The 21,503-nt window shown below is 66.3% G+C and carries 20 protein-coding genes; 12 read left to right on the top strand and 8 right to left on the bottom strand.

Annotated features, from left to right (window positions below):
* Positions 1 to 174 precede the first annotated feature (174 nt).
* Positions 175 to 1,023: a hypothetical protein gene (locus tag ACWEWT_RS18305; RefSeq protein ID WP_452560347.1), complete on the bottom strand. Its 849-nt coding sequence runs from the start codon at positions 1,021 to 1,023 to the stop codon at positions 175 to 177.
* A 104-nt stretch (positions 1,024 to 1,127) separates the two neighbouring features.
* On the opposite strand from ACWEWT_RS18305, the gene ACWEWT_RS18300 reads away from it, so the two are divergent.
* The 6 genes from ACWEWT_RS18300 to ACWEWT_RS18275 all read left to right on the top strand — a co-directional run bounded on the left by ACWEWT_RS18300 (position 1,128) and on the right by ACWEWT_RS18275 (position 8,632).
* Positions 1,128 to 3,563, top strand: a complete 2,436-nt coding sequence (locus ACWEWT_RS18300) for an ATP-binding protein (protein ID WP_452560345.1) — start codon at positions 1,128 to 1,130, stop codon at positions 3,561 to 3,563.
* Positions 3,560 to 4,690 carry an aminotransferase class V-fold PLP-dependent enzyme gene (locus ACWEWT_RS18295; RefSeq protein ID WP_452560343.1) on the top strand — a complete coding sequence of 377 codons (1,131 nt, stop codon included), beginning with the start codon at positions 3,560 to 3,562 and terminating at the stop codon, positions 4,688 to 4,690. Before ACWEWT_RS18300 ends, ACWEWT_RS18295 begins: the two co-directional genes overlap by 4 nt.
* The gene (locus ACWEWT_RS18290; protein ID WP_452560341.1) at positions 4,687 to 5,613 is read left to right on the top strand and encodes an aminoglycoside phosphotransferase family protein; all 927 of its coding nucleotides are present in this window, start codon (positions 4,687 to 4,689) and stop codon (positions 5,611 to 5,613) included. The genes ACWEWT_RS18295 and ACWEWT_RS18290 overlap by 4 nt, the downstream gene beginning before the upstream one ends.
* Positions 5,614 to 5,862: 249 nt before the next feature.
* The gene (locus ACWEWT_RS18285; protein ID WP_452560339.1) at positions 5,863 to 6,753 is read left to right on the top strand and encodes a CPBP family intramembrane glutamic endopeptidase; all 891 of its coding nucleotides are present in this window, start codon (positions 5,863 to 5,865) and stop codon (positions 6,751 to 6,753) included.
* Positions 6,750 to 7,955 (top strand): sensor histidine kinase, encoded by a 1,206-nt coding sequence (locus ACWEWT_RS18280; protein WP_452560338.1) that lies wholly within the window; start codon positions 6,750 to 6,752, stop codon positions 7,953 to 7,955. The genes ACWEWT_RS18285 and ACWEWT_RS18280 overlap by 4 nt, the downstream gene beginning before the upstream one ends.
* Positions 7,952 to 8,632 (top strand): response regulator transcription factor, encoded by a 681-nt coding sequence (locus ACWEWT_RS18275; protein ID WP_452560337.1) that lies wholly within the window; start codon positions 7,952 to 7,954, stop codon positions 8,630 to 8,632. Before ACWEWT_RS18280 ends, ACWEWT_RS18275 begins: the two co-directional genes overlap by 4 nt.
* A gap of 15 nt (positions 8,633 to 8,647) precedes the next feature.
* Here the strand turns inward: ACWEWT_RS18275 and ACWEWT_RS18270 are convergent, their stop codons facing one another.
* The 3 genes from ACWEWT_RS18270 to ACWEWT_RS18260 form a co-directional block, all read right to left on the bottom strand.
* Positions 8,648 to 9,061 carry a hypothetical protein gene (locus ACWEWT_RS18270; protein ID WP_452560335.1) on the bottom strand — a complete coding sequence of 138 codons (414 nt, stop codon included), beginning with the start codon at positions 9,059 to 9,061 and terminating at the stop codon, positions 8,648 to 8,650.
* Between the two features lie 38 nt (positions 9,062 to 9,099).
* Complete coding sequence (locus ACWEWT_RS18265) at positions 9,100 to 9,315, bottom strand: hypothetical protein (RefSeq protein WP_452560334.1); 216 nt, start codon at positions 9,313 to 9,315, stop codon at positions 9,100 to 9,102.
* A 302-nt stretch (positions 9,316 to 9,617) separates the two neighbouring features.
* Positions 9,618 to 9,827: a hypothetical protein gene (locus ACWEWT_RS18260; RefSeq protein WP_452560332.1), complete on the bottom strand. Its 210-nt coding sequence runs from the start codon at positions 9,825 to 9,827 to the stop codon at positions 9,618 to 9,620.
* A 265-nt stretch (positions 9,828 to 10,092) separates the two neighbouring features.
* On the opposite strand from ACWEWT_RS18260, the gene ACWEWT_RS18255 reads away from it, so the two are divergent.
* Positions 10,093 to 10,977: an HNH endonuclease gene (locus tag ACWEWT_RS18255; RefSeq protein ID WP_452560331.1), complete on the top strand. Its 885-nt coding sequence runs from the start codon at positions 10,093 to 10,095 to the stop codon at positions 10,975 to 10,977.
* A 194-nt stretch (positions 10,978 to 11,171) separates the two neighbouring features.
* On the opposite strand, the gene ACWEWT_RS18250 is transcribed toward ACWEWT_RS18255, so the two are convergent.
* Complete coding sequence (locus ACWEWT_RS18250; RefSeq protein ID WP_452560330.1) at positions 11,172 to 11,387, bottom strand: hypothetical protein; 216 nt, start codon at positions 11,385 to 11,387, stop codon at positions 11,172 to 11,174.
* Complete coding sequence (locus ACWEWT_RS18245; RefSeq protein ID WP_452560328.1) at positions 11,384 to 12,040, bottom strand: hypothetical protein; 657 nt, start codon at positions 12,038 to 12,040, stop codon at positions 11,384 to 11,386. The genes ACWEWT_RS18250 and ACWEWT_RS18245 overlap by 4 nt, the downstream gene beginning before the upstream one ends.
* Positions 12,041 to 12,327: 287 nt before the next feature.
* Between ACWEWT_RS18245 and ACWEWT_RS18240 the strand changes: the two genes are divergently transcribed.
* A complete protein-coding gene (locus ACWEWT_RS18240; protein WP_452560327.1) occupies positions 12,328 to 13,221 on the top strand; it encodes a helix-turn-helix domain-containing protein in 894 nt (297 codons plus the stop codon).
* Entirely contained in the window at positions 13,218 to 13,409 is a 192-nt protein-coding gene (locus tag ACWEWT_RS18235) for a DUF397 domain-containing protein (protein WP_452560325.1), read from the top strand. Before ACWEWT_RS18240 ends, ACWEWT_RS18235 begins: the two co-directional genes overlap by 4 nt.
* Before the next feature lie 242 nt (positions 13,410 to 13,651).
* On the opposite strand, the gene ACWEWT_RS18230 is transcribed toward ACWEWT_RS18235, so the two are convergent.
* Together ACWEWT_RS18230 and ACWEWT_RS18225 are read right to left on the bottom strand one after the other, a co-directional pair.
* Positions 13,652 to 14,125, bottom strand: coding sequence for an RDD family protein (locus tag ACWEWT_RS18230; protein WP_452560324.1), 474 nt, complete (start codon positions 14,123 to 14,125; stop codon positions 13,652 to 13,654).
* A gap of 288 nt (positions 14,126 to 14,413) precedes the next feature.
* A complete protein-coding gene (locus ACWEWT_RS18225) occupies positions 14,414 to 15,649 on the bottom strand; it encodes a cytochrome P450 (protein WP_452560322.1) in 1,236 nt (411 codons plus the stop codon).
* A 488-nt stretch (positions 15,650 to 16,137) separates the two neighbouring features.
* Between ACWEWT_RS18225 and ACWEWT_RS18220 the strand changes: the two genes are divergently transcribed.
* The 3 genes from ACWEWT_RS18220 to ACWEWT_RS18210 all read left to right on the top strand — a co-directional run bounded on the left by ACWEWT_RS18220 (position 16,138) and on the right by ACWEWT_RS18210 (position 21,472).
* A complete protein-coding gene (locus ACWEWT_RS18220) occupies positions 16,138 to 17,136 on the top strand; it encodes an AraC family transcriptional regulator ligand-binding domain-containing protein (RefSeq protein ID WP_452560320.1) in 999 nt (332 codons plus the stop codon).
* A gap of 225 nt (positions 17,137 to 17,361) precedes the next feature.
* Positions 17,362 to 18,549, top strand: coding sequence for a phosphotransferase (locus ACWEWT_RS18215; RefSeq protein WP_452560319.1), 1,188 nt, complete (start codon positions 17,362 to 17,364; stop codon positions 18,547 to 18,549).
* A gap of 163 nt (positions 18,550 to 18,712) precedes the next feature.
* Positions 18,713 to 21,472, top strand: a complete 2,760-nt coding sequence (locus ACWEWT_RS18210; protein WP_452560317.1) for a hypothetical protein — start codon at positions 18,713 to 18,715, stop codon at positions 21,470 to 21,472.
* The last annotated feature ends 31 nt before the right edge of the window (positions 21,473 to 21,503 follow it).

Below are 21,503 nucleotides of genomic sequence, written 5' to 3'. Positions count from 1 at the left end.
CCGGGCACGCCCCGTCGGCCATCGAGTTCCGGGCACAACGAAAGCAGACTCGCCGAACAGCAATCGGTTGCGGGCCGGACCGGACAGGATGCTTCTACCCGAACCGCCTCGGTGAGAGCGCGAAGCCCCGACAGTCCGGAACCACCGACCCGCTGCCGGTACGACAGCGCCCGATCAATCCCGCATGAGCAGATAGTGCAACCGCAGTGCCGTCGCGCGACCCACCGCGAGCGTGTGATCGGTGCGCAGCAGATTCGTCCCGTCCGGGTAAACGAGGAACTCCTCGTGGATCGGCACCCGCGCCGCCCACGCCCGCTCCCCCTCGACCACGGTGATGTAGGCACTGTCGGCACCGAACGGGCCCGGCGGCGAAACCAGCCGCAGCGCACCGTCCACACCTATTTCGGGCCGCAGGAAAACCTGCACATTCCCCAACGGGAGCGGAAACGAGACATGCACGCTCGGCTGCTCGGAACCGGGTAGCCGCGACACCCGATAGAACCCGCTGTAGATGTATTCGCCGGTGGCCCGGGAAGTACGCAACCACGCCGCCCCGCGATACACACCACCCGCATCCAGCAGCGTCTCGACCCGGCTGTCGATCCCGCGCGCGGTATCGAGCGAACGAACCGGCAGCGCCAACTGCCCGACCCGCCGGCCGAAGAACCGCGTGACGAACCAGCCGCCGAGCGCGAAGACATGCGCCCACTGCACCCACGCCTCCATCCGCCACAACGCGGTGTGCTCGTAGAAATCGCGAACATCCCGATGGAGTCGGGCCGGATCGAAACCGGCCCCCGCGAGCGCACCGATCTCCGGCAGCAGCCCGGCCGCCGGATCGTCGTCGATCCGTCCACCGATCCGCTCGGCTTCCAGACGCAACCAGCTGTCCTCGACAGCGCCGGTGGTATCGGTGAGCACCGGCGCGCGCAACCAGGACTCCGCACCGTCGATATCGACCCGCCGGCCGAAGGTCTTCCAGTATCGACGGGTGCCTCGGTCCACCACGGGCCATACATCCACGAATAGATCATGTACGACGGCGCCGAGCCTCGTTACCGCGGCCTCTCTCGAAAGACCATAAACCTGCGATTCATCAGGTAAACCGCACTGCTGGACTACAATTCATGCTCATATTCATCTACGAAGGGGGAGAATTCGTGGTGCCGGGTCTCGCTGCTCCACCGCCGCTGATCGACCGGGTCGACGAGCTGGCGCTGCTGATGGCTCATGTCGATCGGGCCGTCGAATCCCGGGCCGGCAGCGTGGTCGTCCTGCACGGTGAAGCCGGTGTCGGGAAGACGAGTCTGCTCACCACTCTCGCCCATCAGGCACTGCGGCGATACGGCGAGCACGGCCTGCTGTCGGGCTACGGACAGGCCATGCTCAACTCACTGGCCTCCGACTCGTTCCAGGCGGTGCGCGAATGCCTGCGCTCACTGACCGCATCGGCACAGCGATCACGTTCGCGGGAACGGCTGCACCGTATCGCGTCGTCGTTCCGGCAGCATGCGCCGGACTGGATCGAATCGGTTCCCGTTGTCGGTCAACTTCTCGCAGCCGGTATCCGCACCGGACAGACCTTTGCCGGCTCCCGTCCCACACGGCCCGAGGTGGACAGCCGGCTGGACCAGCTGGTCGGTTTGATCGCGGAACTCGTAGGCGACGGCCCACTGCTGATGATCCTCGACGATCTGCACTGGGCAGACACCGCGACCATCGACCTGCTCACCACCATGGCACTCCGGATCGAAGGTCCACTCGTACTGGTACTCGCCTACCGCGGCGACCAATTGCGCACCGCCGAGCACGCGCACCCGTTGCAGCGCGCGGTGTACCGGCTGCACCGATATCGTCCGGAGACCCAATCGGTCGAGTTGCCCCGGCTGTCCAGCGCCGATACCGAGCAGCTGATCCGGCAGGCAGCGAGCGACGCACCGGTGCCCGCGCGTGTGATCCAGCGAATCGTCCGGCTCAGTGCCGGTAATCCACTGTTCGCCGAATCCCTGGTCCGCGTCGGCGCCGCGATGGAGGGCCCGGCCCCGCAGCAGATCACCGCCGTGCTCGAGGAGCGGCTGTCCTATCTCGTCCCCGACGATCAGCGCCTCCTGGAGATCGCCGCACTGGTCGGCTACACATTCGAAGTCGACTATCTGGCACAACTCGCCCGGGTGGATATCGACGATGTCTACGAACGTCTGCACATTCTCGTCGAGGAGCACGGTCTCGTCCGCCCCGCAGAGCCGCGTGGCGAATACGACCGGTATGTGATCCACCATCCGCTCTTCGCCGAGATCTTGCGCGACCGTGGGGCATCCAATGCGCCCCGCTGGCGCCGATATCACGCCCGGTTTCTGGAGATACTGGAAGCCGAACCGGACTGGGACGAAGAATTGCAGGTCAGAGCCGCGGCAGCTGCCGTAGCTACCCAGAACCGAAACAAAGCGGGGCAGCTCGCCGCAGTCGCGTCGCGACGCCAGCTCGCGCTCGGAGCGGTATCGAAGGCACGCGAACTGGCCACGATCGCCGTCGACCAGACCCCTTCCTTCGCCACGTTCGCTCTTCTCGCCGAATGTCTGTCCATCGAAAACGACCACGCCGGTGGCGCGGAGGCCTGCGGTACGGCACTCACCCGGGTCGGCGCCGCGACCGTCGACCCCGTCGACGAGGCACGGGTCCGCCTGCTGTGGGCACGTAATCTCCGCATGATCTGCCACTGGGACGAAACACGCAATGTTCTGCACACACTTGCCCAAGCTCCCGGAGCCGAGATCCGCGTGGCGGCCCTGATGCTCGAGGCAGAAGTGGAACTGTGCGGCCCGGTACAGAACACCGCCGCCTGCATCACGCTGTGTGACAGAGTGTCCGCCACGACGACCGATCCGGCGGTACGTTCTCGCGCCTTCGGTCACCGTGGCCTGGCACATCTCGCCGCCTTCGACGCCCCGGCGGCGGAACATTGGCTCGCCCGCTCGCTGGAGGCTGCTCGTACCACCGAACACCCTTACGCCGAGTACGAGGCATTGCACTGGCTCAGCAAGAAGACCATGGCCTGCCTCGAACTGGATCGTTCGTGGCAATTGCTCGAAGAACTCGCACGGATGTCGCGATCATCGGGAGTAGCGAGCGAGAACCCCCCGCATCTACGCGATTCGAGTCGCGTTCTCGGCCTACAGCAGCGCTACGCACTCGCCGCCGACGCCTTCGTCCGCTTTCTGGACATGAGTCTCGCGTCGACACTCGGCCGAGTCGGCGCGACCCTCGCCGCTCAGGTGCACGAGCTCGAGGAGGTTCACGGTGTCGCGGAGGCGGAGCGACTGCTCGCCGAGTTGCGCCGACTCTGCAGATCCGAGCTGCTGGCGCCCGATCGCAATACTCGGCTTACCTCGTATATCGACGTGCTGGAGCAGCGGCCATCGGACTGGGAGCCGCTCGGCTTGGCGGTAACCGGGCTCGACACGACACCGGCCGACGCACACGCCGCCGATGCCATCTTCCGTTTCGATGTACCGAGTCTCGGCCGGCTCAGGGACGGGCTCGAATACGACGGTGCGAGTCCGTGAAACCGGCTGGCTACGAGGAGTTCTCGTTCGTCCCCGGCACCATCCAGCTGAATCACGCTTCCTACGGACACTGTTCACGCCGGGTGATGGTCGAGGCCGCACGCCTGCGTGCCGAGATCGAAGCAGACCCGAACCGCAGACTCGGACGCCGCCTGGTCGAACGGCTGCGTGTTCAGACCGCTCATGCGGCCACGGTGTTCGCACTCCCTCCCGAGCGAACCACATTGTGCACCAATGCCACATCAGGAGCCGCCGCGCTCATCGGCTCGCTGCCACTGGGCCCGGGTGACACCGTCGTGGTGCTCGACACCGAATACGCCTCCATTATCCGAGCTTGGGAAACCGCCTGCGCGAGGGCCGCGGCACACCTGATCCGGGTGTCCGTACCCCTACCCTTCACCGGCCCGGAACAACTGCTGGCCGATCTCGACGACCATGTCGCCGGATCCGTGAGCTACCTGCAGATCAGCCTCATCACGTCGTCGGCTGCGATTCGGCTCCCTGTGCACGAACTCTCCGAATGGGTGCAGGGCCGCGGGGGCCGGCTGATCCTCGATGCCGCGCACGGTCCTGGTCACACCTCGCTTACGCCGGATATCCGTTCGGCCGCAGCAGTATTCGGCACCATGCACAAATGGCTGCCCGCGCAGCGTCCGGTCGGTTTCCTCACCCTGGCAGCGGATCTCGTGGACCGTGTCCGTCCCGCAGAGGTCTCGCTGACCTGGGACTCCGGCGACCTCATCGAGCGGTTCTCCTGGCCCGGCACCTTCGACCCGGTGCCCCGCCTCGCCCTGCGCACCGCGATAGACCAGTGGGCCGCCTGGCGCGCCGACGGCGCGCTCACCCACTGCACGACCCTGGCCGATTCGGCCACCGACCTGCTGGCATCCGCCGGCGCGCGGCCGACCACCACCGGGGACAGCCTCCCGCCGCGCATGCGAGCCTTCATTCTGGACGGTGTCACCGTCTCCGAGGTGAAATCCACCCTCCAGCTTGCGGGTGTGCGAGCATGGGTGGGCCCGAGTCCGACCGGCGAATGCCTGCTCCGGGTGGCTGTCCATATCTACAACGACCTCGCTGATCTCGAAATTCTCGCCGATCGAATCCAGGAGGTACTCCGCCGATGACCGTACCTCTCATTCCGGACCGCCTCGACAGGGCCATCATCTTCCTGCGCGGCGAGCAGGAGGGCCGAGCCTGGCTGGATGCCCTCCCCGAACGCCTGGCGGGCTACGCGGACTGCTGGAGCCTCTCGCTGGAGAGCATCGCCGATACCGGCGCGATGTCGTGCTGCGCCTATTGCACGACACCGGACGGCACCGCCGCCGTCCTGAAGATCCCGGTCGATCAGCAATCCGGCTACACCGAGATACAGCTACTCCAGAGATGGTCGGCTTCGGGTGCCGCACCCGCAATTCTGGCGCGGGACAACGAGTCCGGGGTCTTCCTGATGACGCGCATACTGCCCGGTTCGATCGCCTGGCCGGTCGGTGACGGCGGCGATACGGATCGGTTCGGCCGTTTGCTCACCGAACTGAATGCCCCGGGCCTCCCCGAACCGCCGGGTCTGAAGGACCTCTCCGATGTCGTATACATGCGGATGGGCTGGGCACGAGACCGCTTCGCCGACCCCCGATACGCGGAGGCGATGCAGCGCTTCTCCGCCCCGGACAGACTTGCGGAAGCGGAGGCACTGGCCGACGTCCTCCTGCGCACCACCACTGTCCAGCATGTTCTGCACGCCGACCTACAGGCCAAGAACATCCTCCAGGGACCGACGACATGGCACACCATCGACCCGCTCGGCGCGATGGGCGATATCAATTGCGAGGCAGCCCTCTGGGTCGCTATCCAGGACGGCCCCGCCACGATCGCCGACCGGCTCGGTGAGCTCGCCACCCATCCGCTGCTCGACACCGCCAGACTTCACGCATGGACCTATGTGCTGACGGTCGCGGAGTATCGCTCCTATCTACCGACATCCGCCGGACGGATGGAGGACTTCGCAGCAGCTACCGACGCCGACCGCCTGCGAGGCAGCATCGAGTGATCGGACAGCTGCCCACGGACTGCGGCACACAGTCGATTTCGACCGATCACACAGTCACCCGAAACCTGGTTGTCCACGAGGGCAGACGCCGATAGTTCTGGCAGGGCAACCGTCGAACCTCTGGGGCACGGTTCGGGTGTCGGGCAAGGGACGGGGCCACGGCCGCCGATTCCGTGGTAGCGCGTACGCGACCATGAAACGGTCCCGTTCACCACCGACTTCCCGCGGCAGCCGCTCTGTAATGAGGGCATGACTACAGCGTTGACCGATCGGGAGCCGCTCGGGCGCGGCACCCGGATACGGCGCAAGGGCGTTCTCTGGTTCCTCGTGCTCGCTTTCGCGGGGGCATGGATTCCGTGGGGACTCGCCGGGGCGGCCGGGTACTCCCTCGACAATCCGGTGGTCCAGCTCCTGACCGGGGCTTTCGTTCCGGCTCTCGCCGCGATCTGCACCCGGCGGTGGATCACCCGTGAGGGATTCGCCGATGCCGGATTGCCGCTGCGGCTCGCCCGCCAGTGGCGCTCGTACCTGATCGCCGCGCTGCTCCCGCTCGGTATTCTCGCCGTCGCGCTCGGGCTCGCGCTGGTACTGGGAATGTGGCGTCCCGAAATCGGGGACTTCGATTCCGGCCATATGTTGTTCCTGGCGCTCGCGCCGATCATCCCGGTCGTGGCCGCACCGATCTTCTTCGGTGAGGAATTCGGCTGGACCACCTATCTGCGCGACCGTCTCCTTCCCGGTCGCCCCGTGCTGACCACGTTCGCCACGGGCGCGATCTGGGGTGTGTGGCATTGGCCGCTGCCCTGGGTGGGGTATCTGGGTGCGGGCGGTTCCGCCGCCGACGCGTTCGTCGCCATGGTGCTGTGGTTGCCGCTGTCGATCGAACTCGAGTTCGTGATCGGCTGGTTGTGGGTGCGCAGCGGTTCGGTGTGGCCGCCGGCCCTTCTGCACGGCGGGAGCAACCTCGTACTCGCGCTGGGACTGGAACTGTTCGCCGGCACCGCCGACCCCTCCGGCGCCGCCACTACGCTGCTGATGTGCGCAGCATATTCGCCCGTGGTCGCGTGGATCGTCCTGACGACGAGGCGCGGCGGCCCGCAGCACGCGCAACCGGCGCCGACGCCGGGAGTCCGGCCGTGACCGGGGTGGGGTCCGCACTGCGGACAGGCCCACGCTTCTTCGTTTCCCGATGGCCGTGGTGCGCGCTGCTCTCCGTGCTCTGCGGTGGTATCCTCGCGGCGGCCGCGATGGCCGGTTTCGTGCCGGTGGTCCTGCTCGGGCTCACCCGCGATCTGCGGGCCGCCCTGTGGGAGCCGATGCTGCGGCTCCAGTGCGCTCGGCTCCGGCTCGTCGACCCCGGCACCGCGTACCACGCAGCGGCCCGGGTGCGCACCGCCGCGGCCGAGCGCCGGTTGCCCACTGTCCGGCACGCCACCTACCTCGTGGCCACCACCGTGTTCGGTGGTGCGGTGTGCTGTCTGGCAGTGCTGGGTTCTACCATCGTCGCGGTCCTGCTGGCCGCGCCGCTCCTTGTCCGGGGTGACTACTTCGTCTTGGGCCCCTGGGTGGTGGACGAGCCGGCGGAAGCGTGGATCTGCACCGGAGCGGGGTTCGTCGCCGCGGTCCTGCTCGTGGTGCTCCTGAGCATCTGGTCGGCGCTCGAAGCGCTGGTGGCCCGGACGCTGCTGGCCCCCGATACCGGCCGTTGGCAGCGCGAAGCGGTCCGCATCGAGAACTCCCGCTCCGCGCTGCTGGAAGCAGAAGGGTTCGAACGAGACCTTCTCGAATCCGAACTGCACGACCGTGTCCAGCATCGGCTCGTCGCCCTGTCGATGACCCTCGGCCTGGCCGAATCTCAGGACGCGAACGGACCCACCGGCCGCGTCGCCGCCGAAGCCCACCGACAGGTCGACGAAACCCTGAGCGAACTGCGGGCCGTCCTGCGCGGCTTCTCGCCCCGGGTCCTGACCGAACGCGGCTTGGGTCCGGCACTGATCGATCTAGCGGCGGACCTACCACTCGATATCCACATCGACCTCGACGACGCATCCGCCTCGGACCGGCTGCCGCCGGCGGTCGAGCACATGTCCTACGTCTTCGCCGCCGAATCCCTCACCAATGTCGCCAGGCACACCGACGCCACCCGAGTCGACCTCCACGGCACCCGCACCGGTACACAGTGGGTGATGAGCATTACCGACGACGGACCGGGCGGCGCCCACATTGTGGGCGGCCACGGCCTCGACCGGCTGCAACGCCGTATCGCCGCCCTGGACGGTCAACTGACGGTGTCCAGCCCTCCCGGCGGACCGACGACCATCCGGATGGAGTGCACAGTGTGACAGTCCCACCCTCTCGACTACGGATCGTGCTGGCCGAGGACAGCCCGCTGCTGCGCGCCGGGCTGGAAAGTGTGCTCGCCTCGGCCGGCCACGAGGTGAGCGCGGCAGTCGGCGACGCACCGGGTCTGCTCCACGCCTACGCGGCATATACGCCGGACCTGGTGATCACCGACGTACGGATGCCGCCGACCGGCACCGACGACGGCCTCCGCGCCGCCGCCGAACTCCGCCACCGCGACCCACGCCTACCGATAGTGGTTCTGTCACAGTACGTTTCCGTCGCCTATCTCGACGACTTACTCGGCGATGATTCGACTGCCGGGGTCGGATACCTTCTGAAAGAGCGCGTCGGACATGTCCGGCAGTTCCTCGACACCATCTCCCGAATCGCCGCAGGCGAAACAATCGTCGACCCCGAGGTCGTCCGCGCCCTCGTCAAATCGAGCCGGCACCGCACTCCCCTGGCCGATCTCACCACCCGCGAACGGGAAGTACTCGCGCTGGTCGCCGAAGGTAAGACGAATTCCGGAATAGCGGAGGTACTGACTGTTTCGGAAGCCGCCGTGCGCAAACACATCGGCGCGATATTCGCGAAACTTCCCCTGCTCGACGGTGATCGACGAGTCCAGGCGACCCTCATCTATCTACGTTCGCTGGGCCAACCACCGACCCACTGACCGGCCTGGATGCGATCAGGCCGAGTGCATGGTGAACTCGACGGTGAATTGGACGTTGCCAGGGGCGGTGGTGTGCCCGTTTGTGGCCGTGAAGTCGCACTTCGCGTACAACGTGTAGGTCTTATCAAGAGCCAGCCCCGTCACGACCGAATGCCACCAGTAGTCGGCCGGGATCGACGGATGAGAGTCGTGGTAGCCGGACTTGCCGTGCACCGATGCACCACATGACATCGGACCCTGGATGAGGCTTTGCACCTTGGGAGACAGACGTAGCGACCAGATGAGCCGGTTGCCGCCATCAGGGTGCTGGCTGGCATAGATCACATCGCCGGTGAACGAACCATGGTCACCGTCGTAGCGGTAGCGAGTGTCGCTGGGGTGGAAATCGTAATGGCCAGGCTGTGCCGCAGCAGTCGCGGGCCACCCCAACAGAGCTGTAGCAATCGCCGCGACAGAGGAAACAACCGCTACTGCGCGTGGCGTCGCACCGATACGGCGCGACTGGCGTACTCCCCTTGGGGTACGTTCTCGATCTCCGCGTCGACGACGTCGCCCTGCTGCAGAGTCAGCACGTCGGGCTGCGCAACGCTGGACATGTGAAACCACGCCAGTGAACCATCGGGCCGGGACAGCACCCCGGTTCCGTTGCGGATGTTCCAGCGGTACACGGTGGCCTGCTCCATGGGCCGAACCCTTTCTTTCACTGGCTCCCTCGTCTCGGTACATCCTCGCACGGACGTCGGATAACCGGCCCGTTCGGGCGCCGGCCCCGGGCAGGCAGTTCCGGGAACCACGGCCCCTCATCTGGTGTGCGGCTCGATAAATCGGCATCGTACGTCCTCCCCTTCTGTCCAGCCGGCCGGTGCGGCGGGCCGAGCCGATCGGACCGGGTCTGGTCCGAACTGGATACGAGGTTGGACGGCGGAATCCTGAGAGCGGTTCCTTTGCGGTCCGGTATTTTCGGGCGATGACGTCGCATTGATCATCAGATTCGGACCTGCCGTTGCTTGGGCAGATACCGATCAGCGGCCCCGGGACAGTCGTCGTGATCGCAGAAGTCTGTGAGAGCGACCGCGAACCCGTCGTCGGAGAGCACCGCGACCCGCCCATCGGAGAAGAGCAGCAGCCCGCGGTAGTGCGGATCGTCGGCCAGTTCCGCCGGTGCCTCGGAGTATCCGTTCCTGTCGGAGATCACAGCTGTCGCCCGGCATCCGGGATGATGCGCTTCGCTTGCACCAACACATTCCACGCTGCATGCTTCCGCACACGCTCGTGTCGATTACAGGACCGGTGATCCTGCATCGTCCGGTGCGCCTCGTCGATGGGGCGAAGTGGTGGGTAGAGACACCCAACAGCTGTCTTCGACAGCACCGGCGGCATCGGTGAGCACCGCCGCGCTCATCAGCTCACTACCGCTGTACAGACTGCCAGTGCATAGCGAGCCGTGGCAGAATCAGAAGGTGGACCTAAGCACCGAAGCCGTTCTGCGTCATCAGATCTTCGAGCATCTGCGCGAGATGGTGCAGGAGACCAAGACGATATCTCGAGAACAACTCTGGTCATTCGAGGTGGATGGTGAGGTACACCGACTGATCGACCGTAGTCGCGGAATCCGCAACCCCAAGGAAATGAACGGCACCCTCTCCATCATGTCCGATCCGGAAGGCGACTATGCGGATGAGGAAATCGGCGGATCGTTGTTCGCATATTCATATCGAAAAGGAAGCAAGGCAAGCGATAACACGAAGCTTCGACGCGCTATAGAGTTCAAGTTACCTCTCATCCTCCTGCGCAAGATTGCCCCCAGCCTGTACTTACCAGTATTCCCGGTGTATGCGGTAGCCGATGATCCCCAGAACGATCGCTTCCTGATCGCACTGGACGAGGAATTGCTATCGGTGCAAGATCCCCGCCAGCTGAAGCCGCTGGAAAAACGCTATGCCGCGAGAGTGGCGAAGCAGCGGATTCATCAGCCGGAGTTCCGAGAGCGAGTCCTGCTCGCCTACGACCGACAGTGCGCAGTCTGCAATCTCAAACATCGCGAGTTGCTCGACGCCGCCCACATTATCTCCGATTCCAAGCCCCACGGAACCGCAACCGTCGACAACGGTTTGAGCCTTTGCAAGATTCACCACGCTGCCTACGATGCCAATTTCCTCGGGATATCGCCCGACTTCGAGGTGAAGATAAACAAGAATCTCTTGGAGGAGAAGGACGGGCCGATGCTCGAACACGGACTACAAGCCATGCACGGCAGGCCACTCTCCGTGCCCACCAAGCCGAAGGACCATCCATCCCGGGATCGACTCGACGAGCGATTTATCGAGTTCCTGGCCGCTAGTTGACAGGCAGCCTCCTGCACCGCCGGGCCTGCTCGGCTGCAGCCGGGACGGCGGTGGTCATCGGAGCGAATGACGGGTCGTTGCTTCCGGGCCTCCTGCCTAACAAGATTCGGCGGCCCATTCCGGGAAACCCTTCGGTCACAACCGAACGGGGCAACGGTCGACGACGCATCCGATGTCCGACAGTGCCGTACTGGTCAGGGCTCGAGGTAGAGACGCTCACAGGGGAGCCGAGGAAGGTTCCGGGGGCGGCCGGGGAGCACCACGGCCGTGTGGGTGCCATGGTGTGCGGTCCACTCCTGGACGAAGCGCTTGGCGGCGGTGCGGCGGGCTCGATAGTCGAGGCGGAGGCCGTGGAGGAAGACCGTGAGGTGGACATCGGCGCCGAACTGTTGGGTTACGTAGGCGCTCATGGCTGCGCCTGGGTGAGACCAGTGAGTAGCCGTTGAAGCATCGTGAGGGATAGGCACGTGTTTGAGGCGGTCGATCCGGCCGGCAGGTAATCGAGGCCGCGGGAGACGGCGCGTGCACGGGGGCTGCGGGCGGCGGGGACGAGTTTGCCCGTTTCGACCAGTAGAGCGAAAGCGGCGGCCTTGCGAGGGCAATTCAAGGGATTGCAGGCCAGGTGGGTCTGCATGATGCGGTGTGCGTCGGCGATGTGCAGCCTGGTGTCGGGTTCGCTGTGCCAGACCTCGGGCAACCAGATAGGACGTTCGCCTTCGCATGAGCTCTTGCCGACTCTCATCCAGAGCTGTTCCGGGCACACCGTGATGAGGTCGCAGGTGTCGCAGACGCGGCCGGGGTGGTTTTCGAGATGCGCGAGGTCGGGGGTGATCAGCGTCGTTGCGCCGGTTGCGCGGACTATGTCGAGGACGTGACCGGTAGCGTCCGGAACGGAGTCGGAGCCGAGCCGGACTATGTAGGCCAACGTGTGACACTGACGTCGGGCGAGTCGGCGGATAGTTTCCGCGTCGTGGGTCTCGTTGGGCGAGAGATCAGTTCGGAGATAGCCGATCGCGCGGGGGCGGTGCTGGTACTGCTTTTCGTTTACCGGACGTGTCGTCATCCGCTCTAACCCTTTCACAGGTGTTGTTTTGCCCGTTGACCGCGCATAACAATGCCGCCGGGCGCGGAAATACGAATCCGGCAGCTTTCCTGAAAATTTGCAATGAAAGTATTTGTGCTCAGTCGTTATCCGAGTCGGCCGTCATCGGGGTAGATACAGTAGACACCGAAAGTTGTTCGCTGGAAAGACTATTCGGGAGCATCCGGTCAGGTCGCCAGGCGTCCAGTATAGGTAGGTCCAGAAAACATAGGTCCGTACCGGACCACAACGAGATAGCGAGGGTGTGCATGGCTATTGGTTCGACTCTTCCACGGCGCGCTTTGGGCCGGCGGCTTCGCGAACTGCGGTTCCAATCCAAGAAGAGTCAGTTGGCCGCAGGTTTGGCGATCGAAGTGTCCAAGCAAGGGATCGGGAGGTTGGAAGACGGGCAGCCGGTGCGGATCAGCACCGCGCAGTTCCGAGATCTACTGAGGTTCTATGGAGCCGACGACCGAGTAACGGATGAGGTTCTGGGCCTTGTCCAAGAGGTGAAGGTGGCGACGGGCGATCCGTCACGAGGGTGGTGGCGCACCTACGCCGATGTAGTGAACCCGCACTTCGACCATTTCATGAGTCTCGAGCAGGCGTGCTCTCGGATGACCGCATTCCAGCTCACGCTTCTGCCCGGCCTGGTGCAGACGCCGGAGTATCGCCGATGGCTGGTTCGGACGGCAGACCCCGAGATGTCGGCGGTGGATGTCGACCGGCGTCTGGAGCTGATGGAGAGGCGGCAACGCAGACTCGTTGCAGATCAGCAGTTCACAATCGATGTGCTGCTATCGGAAGCAGCATTGCGACACCAGGTGGGCGGACGCCGTGTAATGGCCGGTCAGGCTCAGCACCTCGTCGATCTGGGAAGAACGTCAAATGTTTCCATCCGGGTGATTCCGTTCGGCGCCGGCGGACACTCTGGATTGATTGTCCAGTCGTTCACTCTCTTCGAGTTCCCCACCCTGCGTATATCTCGCGCTCCAGAACCGCCGGTCGTGTTCGTGGAAGGCTTTACGGGAGCACTCTTCTTGGAGGAAGACAGCACGATCGAAAGCCACAGGCAAGCCTTGGCCGATCTTCACGAGGTAGCGTTGAGTGCCGACGATAGTGGGCGCCTGATGCAGGAGATCGCAGAGGAGTTTGGCGCGTGACCAGGGATCTAACCGGTGTTAGCTGGTTCAAGAGTAGCTACAGCCAACCGAGCGGGGATTGTGTGGAGGTCGCGCACGCGACCGATTCGGTCGGTGTCCGAGATTCGAAGGCCCCAGCTGGACCCGTGCTCGTCTTCGCCCCAGCCGAGTGGGATGCGTTCATCCAGGAAATCTCGTCCGGTAGCTGAATGCCGCGACCGAAAAGGCGCGTGAATCCACCGCGATGATTCGCAGCGGCAACATTCTGCGGGGCCGAAACATCGGGAACGACCACAGTTCCGCTGGCCCGACACGATCCATCAGATGATCAGCACCCCACGGAGACGAACCGAGCGCCGAGCCGACGGTGGCTCGTCCACCGGCGCCGACAGCGCATCTCGCTACCGCACCGTCCGGTGCGGTAGCGAGAACAGCCACCGGATTACGAAAACTATGTGTCGATGACCTGGGTCCCGCCCGCCGCGTTGTCGTGCCAACCCTGCTTCGTCGGGCTCGAGCTGATCGTGAACGCGATGGCGATCGCCGCGATGAACCACAGCAGACCACCCACCCAGGGGATGATGTTGAGCAGCATGTACGCGTTGCGGACCGCCGAGTCCTTGAAGCTCGGTTTCGATGCCCCGCCCGATCCGTTGACGTGCAGCGAGAGCAGTTTCTTGCCCGGTGTAGACCCCGAGGAGACCTCGAAGGCGACGAAGTAGAGCCAGCCGAAGGCCGCGCCCGGGAGTACCGAGACCCAGTCGGGGAGGTCCCAGACCGTGCCGAGGAGCCAGAAGAAGATGGCACCGATGATGCCGGCGATGATCCAGTCGACGAACCTGGCCACCGCGCGTTTGCCCAGGCCCGCCGGTTTGATGCTGCTGGCGGTGGGGCTGTATGCGGGGTCGAATCCACCTGCGGTCATCACGCCTCCTCGCGAACACTGCGGCTCGATTGCCTGTCGGGTGCTGATCACGGCACAGCGATCTCCAAGGATGGCATACGCGCAGGTGTCGGCGACTGCTCCGACACCGTTTCGTATCCAACCCGAGCTGGTGGTTCAACCTTTTCTAAGTGCATAAATGACGGTTCGACCGGCCGCCCTCAGGGGAATCGAGCAGGTAGCACCGGAATAATTTGCCGATAGGTAGCGAAACTTGTGATCACGGCGACGAGCGCCGCGGTCCGGACAGTGGATCCCGTGCTGAATCGGTCAGAGGTTCAGTTTCGCCATCGGGGTGAAGGTGACCGGTAGCTCGGCCAGGGCACGGTGGAAGGGGCCCGGGCGCCAGGTCGGGGCGCCGCCCGGGAGGGCGGGTTCCATTTCCGGCAGGGCGTCGAGCAGCTGGTCGATGGCGCTCTGCGCGATCAGGTAGGACAGGGACTGGGCGGGGCAGGCGTGCTGGCCGATACCCCAGGCCAGATGGGAGCGGTTTCCCAGATGGTCGTCGGCGCGCACGGCGGGATCGTTGTTGCACGCGGCCATGCTGACCAGCACGGGCTGGTCGGCGGGTAGCCAGACGTCGTCGACGAGGACGGGGTGGCGAGGGTAGGTGATGAGGAAGTTCGCCAGTGGTGGGTCGTCGAACAGGACCTCGTCCAGGGCGTCGAGGGTGGACAGGCTGCCGCCCAGGACGCTGCCGCCGAACCGGTCGTCGGTCAGGATGAGCAGCAGGGTGTTGGCGATCAGGTTCTGCTGGAATTCGATACCGGCGCCGTAGTGGCCGGCGACCTGGTGGACCATCTCGGCTTCGTCCAGAGCGGCGGGATGCCGGAGCAATTGCGAGGTGATGTCGTTACCGGGTTCGGTCCGTTTGAGCGCGACCAGCTCCATCATCGCGGCGCTGATCATCTGGTTGCCCTGTTCGGCGTCGATACCCTCGACGAGCGCCGCCATACCGGTGGCGACGCGCTGACCGAGTTCGGCCGGGCAGCCGAGCAGGGCGTTGACGAGGGCGAAGGTCAACGGGAAGGCGTATTGGCCGATGAGGTCGGCGGTGCCGGTTTCGCAGAACGCGTTGATGAGTGGGATCGCCGCCTGTTCCACGGTGGCGTGCAGCGGGTGCAGGTCCACGGCGCCGATACTGGCGGTGATGGCCTCCCGGTAACGCCGGAAGTCGGCGCCGGTGTTACGGCTCGCGGTGGGCCGCCACTCCATGATCGGCAGGACGGGGCAGTCGCCGGGGATATCTTTCTGCCAGTTCCGCGGATCGGCCGGGAAACGTTCCGGATCGTTGAGGATGCGCAGGGCGGTGTTGTATCCGACCACCAACGTCGCGGGGACTCCCGGTGCCAGTTCCACCGGCACCAGTGAGCCCCATTCGGCACGCATCCGGCGGTAGGCGCGGTGCGGATCGGCGGCGAACTCCGGTGCGTACAGCGCTATCGGAGTACCGGACCGGCCCCGATGAGCGCTCGACGGGAACTGTGCGGGATTCCGCTGGGCCACGAATTCGTCCTAACCGATTGCCTCACAACACATGTCGAGATACGACCGGCAGGTCGACCGACTCGGCGATGGTGTCAGCATTCGGTTCGGGCGAACAGTGCCGATGGTGCCGCGGCCCGGGCGAACGGCGCCGATATGGCGGATATCCCTCCGCCGGAGCGGGATTCGTCACCGGCTGCCACGGCGCGGTGTTCCGATTCCGGGCAGTCGCGGATCGGCAGCATCGGGGTCGTGGGCGGGCGGTTCGATGCGGTCCGCATAGCCCGGGTCGTTTTCGAGTTGTGCCCGCGTACCGGGTTATCGGTGGTGCGAGACCGGCACACGGCCGACGGTGCCTGTCGGCGGGCGTATCGTGCCGATGTCCGGGATACCGATCGCTGGTGCCGAGTTCAGCCGCCGGACCGCCGTTTCCGGCCCGGATGCCGAGTGGAGAATCGGGCTATGGTCGACACACTCCGGGCATCCCGGTGGGTATTTGTCCTGGTTAGGTGTGTTCGCAATTGGATACGGTGGAGAGCGTCTCGTTCCCGAAGTTCATGCTGGCCCAGGCGGGTGTGAACGGCGCGACGCGACGACAACTCGCCCGTACCGCCGAGCTACCGGACTGGGTGCTGAACACGGCGGACACCATGGTGTCCAGTGATTTCCAGCTGCGGCTGTGGGAGCTGCTCGAACACGAGCGGGCCGAATCCGATATCGCGCTCCGTGTCGGTGCGACGAACACGCTGGGTCATTTCGGCGTGCACGACTACCTGTTCAGCACCGCGCCGACGCTGGGCGAGGGCCTGGCCCGCTCCGAGGAATACGCGGACCTGATCACCACCAATGTGGGATTCGCGGTGCTGGGCGATTCCGAAGAGGAAGCGAACGCCGATATCCGCCTGCTGAGCGGGCTCGGGCGAGGTAGGCAACTGGCCACCCAGTTCGCCCTGGCGGCGGTGGTGACCCGGGCGCGCAATGCCACCGGGCGCAATGTGCGTCCGATCCGGATCCGGTTCCGGCAGCCACCACCGCGACGGCACGACCGGTTCATCGAGATGTTCGGCACGCGAAAGGTCGATTTCGGTGCGCCGACCGATCAGATCACCTTCCGCGCGTCCGATCTGTCACTACCGCTGCGCACTGCCGACCCGGTACTGGCCGAGATCCTGCGCGGCTACGCGGCGATCCTGCCGCGGCCCCCGCGGCTCGAGGTCACCTGGACGGGGCAGGTGCATCAGGCACTCACGCTGCTGCTGGGCGACGGCCGGGTGACCATCGACCGGGTCGCGCGGTACCTCACGACCAGCCGGCGCAGCCTGCAGCGGCGGTTGGCCGATGAGGGGACCACGTGGACCTACGAACTCGACCGGGCCCGGGCGGCACTGGTGGAGCGGCGGGTCCAGTTCAGTCCGGACGATACGCAGACCGCGCTCGCCCGGCGGATCGGCTATTCCGACCCCGGCACCCTGCGGCGGGCCCGGCATCGCTGGTCGTCCCGGGACTGAGGCGACGACCCGGGCCGGTGGGCGGAAACCGTGCCGCGCGCGGGGCGAACGGCGCCATTCCGCTGCGGCACGCCAGGTTCGGTGGAGCGTGGTATTCGCAGTTCAGCAGGCTTATTCGACCGGCCGGACGGTACTGCACGGCCGGTGCGGCACCGGCCCCCGCTGACTCATACTTGCGGTCCGCCGGGCAGTCGTGCGGCGCCACGAGCCGAGGAAGGCGATGCGATGAGCGGGACAGCTACCAGCGGTCGGTCGGAGAGTGTGCTGCCGGGAGTGCTGCGCCTGGGCGGGCACGTACTGGCGGAGAAGATGCCGGGACGTCGGAGCGGGGATATCCCCATGCGCCCGGACGAGGTCGACGCACAGTGGCTCGACCGCGTACTCACTGCCGACAACCCCGGGGCGACCGTGGAATCCTTCGATATCGAGGACGCCGACGGCGGGACGACGAGCCGGTGGAAGGCCGCCGTCCGATACAACGAGGCCGGCCGCCGGGCGGGGCTGCCAGAACATCTGTTCGCCAAGACCACCCTGACCTTCACCCAACGCCTGACGCAGTATCTGGCGCATGCGCTACCCGGCGAGCCCGGGTTCTTCCGGCATCTGCGGCCGGGCCTCGATATCGAGGCGCCCCGCGGATATTTCGGGGCCGCGGATACGCGTACGGGTCGCTCGTTGACACTCCTCGAGGATGTGAGCGTCACCCGGCAGGCTCGTTTCTGTACTCCGCTGGAGCGGGTCACCCGGGAACAGATGGAGGACCTGCTGGCGAATATGGCCCGCTGGCACGGACACTACTGGCAGTCGCCGCGGCTGAACGGGTACGACTGGTTGAAGACACCGAGCGCGCATTTCCGCAATTTCGACCGGCTCCTCGGCATGCGGAAACGAGCGGAAGTCGGCCTGAAACGCGCCCCCGAAATCGTGCCCGACACCTTGCCTCCGGTGCAGCACGAACTCTACGAAGCCTGCGGCCGCGCTCTCCTGATCGCCGAACAGAGCCCCCACACACTGCTGCACGGCGATCCGCATATCGGCAACGCCTACATCTGCAGCGACGGCAGTATGGGATTCACCGATTGGCAGCTGGTGATGCGCGGTAGCTGGGCGTTCGATGTGGCGTACACGATCACCTCGGGGCTGGAGGTCGCCGATCGCCGGGAATGGGAGCGTGATCTGATCGCTTTCTACATCGACCGGCTGTGCGCGGCCGGTGGGCCGGTGCTGTCCTTCGACGCGGCATGGCTGGCCTACCGGCAGCAGTCGCTGTATCCGTATTTCGCCTGGATGATCACCATCGGGCGCAGCGCCCTGATGCCGGAGTTCCAACCGGCCGAGGTCTGCCGGGCGATCGTGCACCGCACCGCCACCGCGATCATGGACCTGGAGGCATTACGGGCGGTGAGCGCTTAGCGACCGGTCCGGTGCGCCGCCGGAGCGGGCGGATCGTCGGCGGAAGGCGCCGGAACACCGGGACGACCTCGGCGCCGGGACCTTCCGGGGCGGACACCATGCGCGTCATGGGCCGGGTGTGACAGCCGCGTTCCCATTGCCCGGGTCGGCTGTGGATGCTGAAGTGGGAACGGTGGGTGCGCATCCGGAATGGGCCGACCTCGCGCCGACCTTCGAATGGCGCAGGTCGCAACGACATCTGCTCGAACTGTGCACACATGTATCGGACGAACGGTGGCATCTGTGCGCGCCGCCGGGCGCGGGTAAAACGCTGATCGGGCTGGAGCTGGCCCGGCGGATCGGTGGTCGCACCCTGGTCCTGTCGCCGACCGCGGCGATCCGCGACCAATGGTGCGCGAGCACCGCCCTGTTCGGCGCGGCGGCCGAAACCTTCGCGAGTACGACGCTGGACCGTTCCGCGCACCTGTATTCGGTGACCTATCAACTGCTGGGCAACCCGGGCGCGGCCGAACAGGAACTACGCGCCGCGGCCCGACGCAGCTGGGTCGCGGAGGTCGCGGCACAGGTGGGTACCGAGGCCGCCGCGGACCGGATCGCGGTGGTGGAGCGCAGCGACAGGGGCCGGGCCGGGGCCGAGCTCTCCCGCCATATCCGGGCTCTCCGCAGGTCGCTCGCCACCGGCGAGGATATCGGCCTGGACTCCGCGACCCTACTGGGTGAGCGGACCGTGGCACTCATCGAACGCATTGCCGCGCTGGATATCCGCTGCCTCGTACTCGACGAATGTCATCATCTGCTCGATTGGTGGGCGCTGGTGGTGAACGCGCTGGTCGCGCGGCTTTCGGAGCAGCGCGCACCGGCGGTGATCGGGTTGACCGCGACACTGCCCGAGCCCGGCACCACGCAGGAGGGGCTGAACTACACCGGCCTGCTCGGTGCGGTGAACGCGGAAATGCACCTGGCGGCGATGGTCGCCGAGGGCGGCGTGGCGCCCTGGCGTGACGGGCTACGGGTCGTCGAACTCGAACCGGCCGAGTCCCGGTTCCTGGACACCTGGTCGGCTTCCTTCTGTGACCGGCTCGATTCGGTGCTGGTGAGCGAATCGTTCCTCGAATGGGCCCTCGCCCGCGTGGAAGGCGGGGATACCGCCACGTGGAAACTGTTCTGGGACAACGATCCGCTGGTCGCCCTGGCGGTGACCCGATGGTGGAATATGCGGGATCTGTTGCTGCCCAGCGGGTTTCTGCGCACCGCGCCGGCGGATGCGCGAGAGCCGCTGACCCTGGACGACCGGTTGCTGCTCGTGGACGCGTGGTTACATGCTCCGGACGCCGAGGTGCCGGCCGAGCTGCGGGACGACGCGAAGGGAATTCTGCGCGGGCACGGGGTGGCGATCTCCACGTCGGGACTGCGCTGGACCCGTTCGACGGCCGATATCGTGTGCTCGCGGTCGGCCGCGAAAGGCCGGGCGGCGGGCGAGATCATCCGGCACGAAGCGGCCGTCCGGCAGGACCGGCTCCGGGCCCTGGTCGTGGTCGAACGCGATCGGGCCACCCGCCCACCGGCCGCCGGACGGGCCGCACTCGGGGAGGACGAGGGCACGGCGGCCGGGGTGCTGGCCACGATCTGCGGTATCGGCCCGGCGGTACAGCGGGGCGTGCTGTGTGTCACCGGTAGCGGTGCCTGGTGTGATGCGCTCGGCGCGGACCGTATTCAGCATGTCGTCAACCTCGCCGCCGAAGACGGGCGGTGGGTCACCACCCGCGGCTGTGATATCCCGGCGGTGGTGGAGCTGACCGGCCGGGGCGGCCGGTGGGAACCGGTGCACTGGTTGCGGGCGGCGCGGGCGGTGCTGGAGGACGGTTCCGCGCAGACGCTGGTGTCGACCAGAGCGCTGGTCGGCGAGGGCTGGAACTACCCGGGGCTCAATGTGCTGGTGGACCTTTCCGAGATCGGCAGTTCCACCGCCATGACGCAGCTGCGCGGCCGGGCACTGCGGATCGACCCGCAACAGCCGGACAAGGTCGCTTCGCTGTGGGATGTGGTGGTCGCCCACCCCACCGCGCACGGCGATTGGCACCGTTTCCGCCGCCGGCACGCACGATGGTGGGGCCCCGACGCGGCGGACACTGTGGTGACCGGGCCCGGCAAGGTACATCCGCGAGCCACCGATCCGCGGCCACCGGCGGCGGCCGAACACGAGTCGATCAACGCGACGAGCGCGGCCCGCACGGCCGACCACGAGGGCACCGTACGGGTGTGGTCGGCGGTCGAGGCCGGTGGTATCGCGACGAGCCAGCTGCGCATCGTGTCCCGGCGCCGTAGCCGGGTCCGGACCCGCGATCGCGGCCGGTGGCTCTCCGGTGCGGGCGTGGCCGCGGCCGTGGGGACGGCCGGGGTCGCGGTGATCGATATGGCCGGGCCGATCACGACGCTACCGGGTGTCGCGGTGACGGCCGGTCTGCTGGTGCTGGCGATCCGGGGGCGAACGCGCTCCGAACGCGCGACGCTGGTCGCCTTCGGTCGCGCGGTGGCGCTGGGGTTGGCCGCCACCGGTCACCCGGAACTGCGCGCGGCCCGTATCGTCGCCACCACCGACGCGGACGGCAGCACGGTGCGGATCCACCGGGTCGCCGACGATGCCGCCACGCTCTGGGCCGACGCACTGGAGGAACTGCTGGGCCCGCTCGGCACGCCGCGATGGATGCTGGTCAGCGGTGACCGGGCCTGGCGGGTCCCCCGCCGGATCGGCGCCACCAAGAATGCGGCCGAGGAGTTCGCCCGCGCCTTCCGGCGGCATATCCCGGGTGCTCGGCTGTTACGTGCCGGAACACCGGAAGCCGCGGCGCATATCCTCCGGGCCGGCCGAACCCACCCGGAACACATCCACCGTTCGCTGCGCTGGACCGGAGCCCCTGGGTGATCCGGTGCGCACTGCTACATCATCTCGACGA

The sequence above is a fragment of the Nocardia sp. NPDC003963 genome (genome assembly GCF_053605105.1).
This window is presented reverse-complemented; position numbering and strand designations above follow the sequence as displayed.

Excerpts from the sequence above, each read along its gene's own strand:
- ACWEWT_RS18300 (WP_452560345.1), top strand. The coding sequence starts at position 1,128 with ATGCTCATATTCATCTACGAAGGGGGAGAATTCGTGGTGCCGGGTCTC.
- ACWEWT_RS18290 (WP_452560341.1), top strand. The coding sequence starts at position 4,687 with ATGACCGTACCTCTCATTCCGGACCGCCTCGACAGGGCCATCATCTTC.
- ACWEWT_RS18285 (WP_452560339.1), top strand. The coding sequence starts at position 5,863 with ATGACTACAGCGTTGACCGATCGGGAGCCGCTCGGGCGCGGCACCCGG.
- ACWEWT_RS18265 (WP_452560334.1), bottom strand. The coding sequence starts at position 9,315 with ATGGAGCAGGCCACCGTGTACCGCTGGAACATCCGCAACGGAACCGGG.
- ACWEWT_RS18250 (WP_452560330.1), bottom strand. The coding sequence starts at position 11,387 with ATGAGCGCCTACGTAACCCAACAGTTCGGCGCCGATGTCCACCTCACG.
- ACWEWT_RS18245 (WP_452560328.1), bottom strand. The coding sequence starts at position 12,040 with ATGACGACACGTCCGGTAAACGAAAAGCAGTACCAGCACCGCCCCCGC.
- ACWEWT_RS18240 (WP_452560327.1), top strand. The coding sequence starts at position 12,328 with ATGGCTATTGGTTCGACTCTTCCACGGCGCGCTTTGGGCCGGCGGCTT.
- ACWEWT_RS18230 (WP_452560324.1), bottom strand. The coding sequence starts at position 14,125 with ATGACCGCAGGTGGATTCGACCCCGCATACAGCCCCACCGCCAGCAGC.
- ACWEWT_RS18215 (WP_452560319.1), top strand. The coding sequence starts at position 17,362 with ATGAGCGGGACAGCTACCAGCGGTCGGTCGGAGAGTGTGCTGCCGGGA.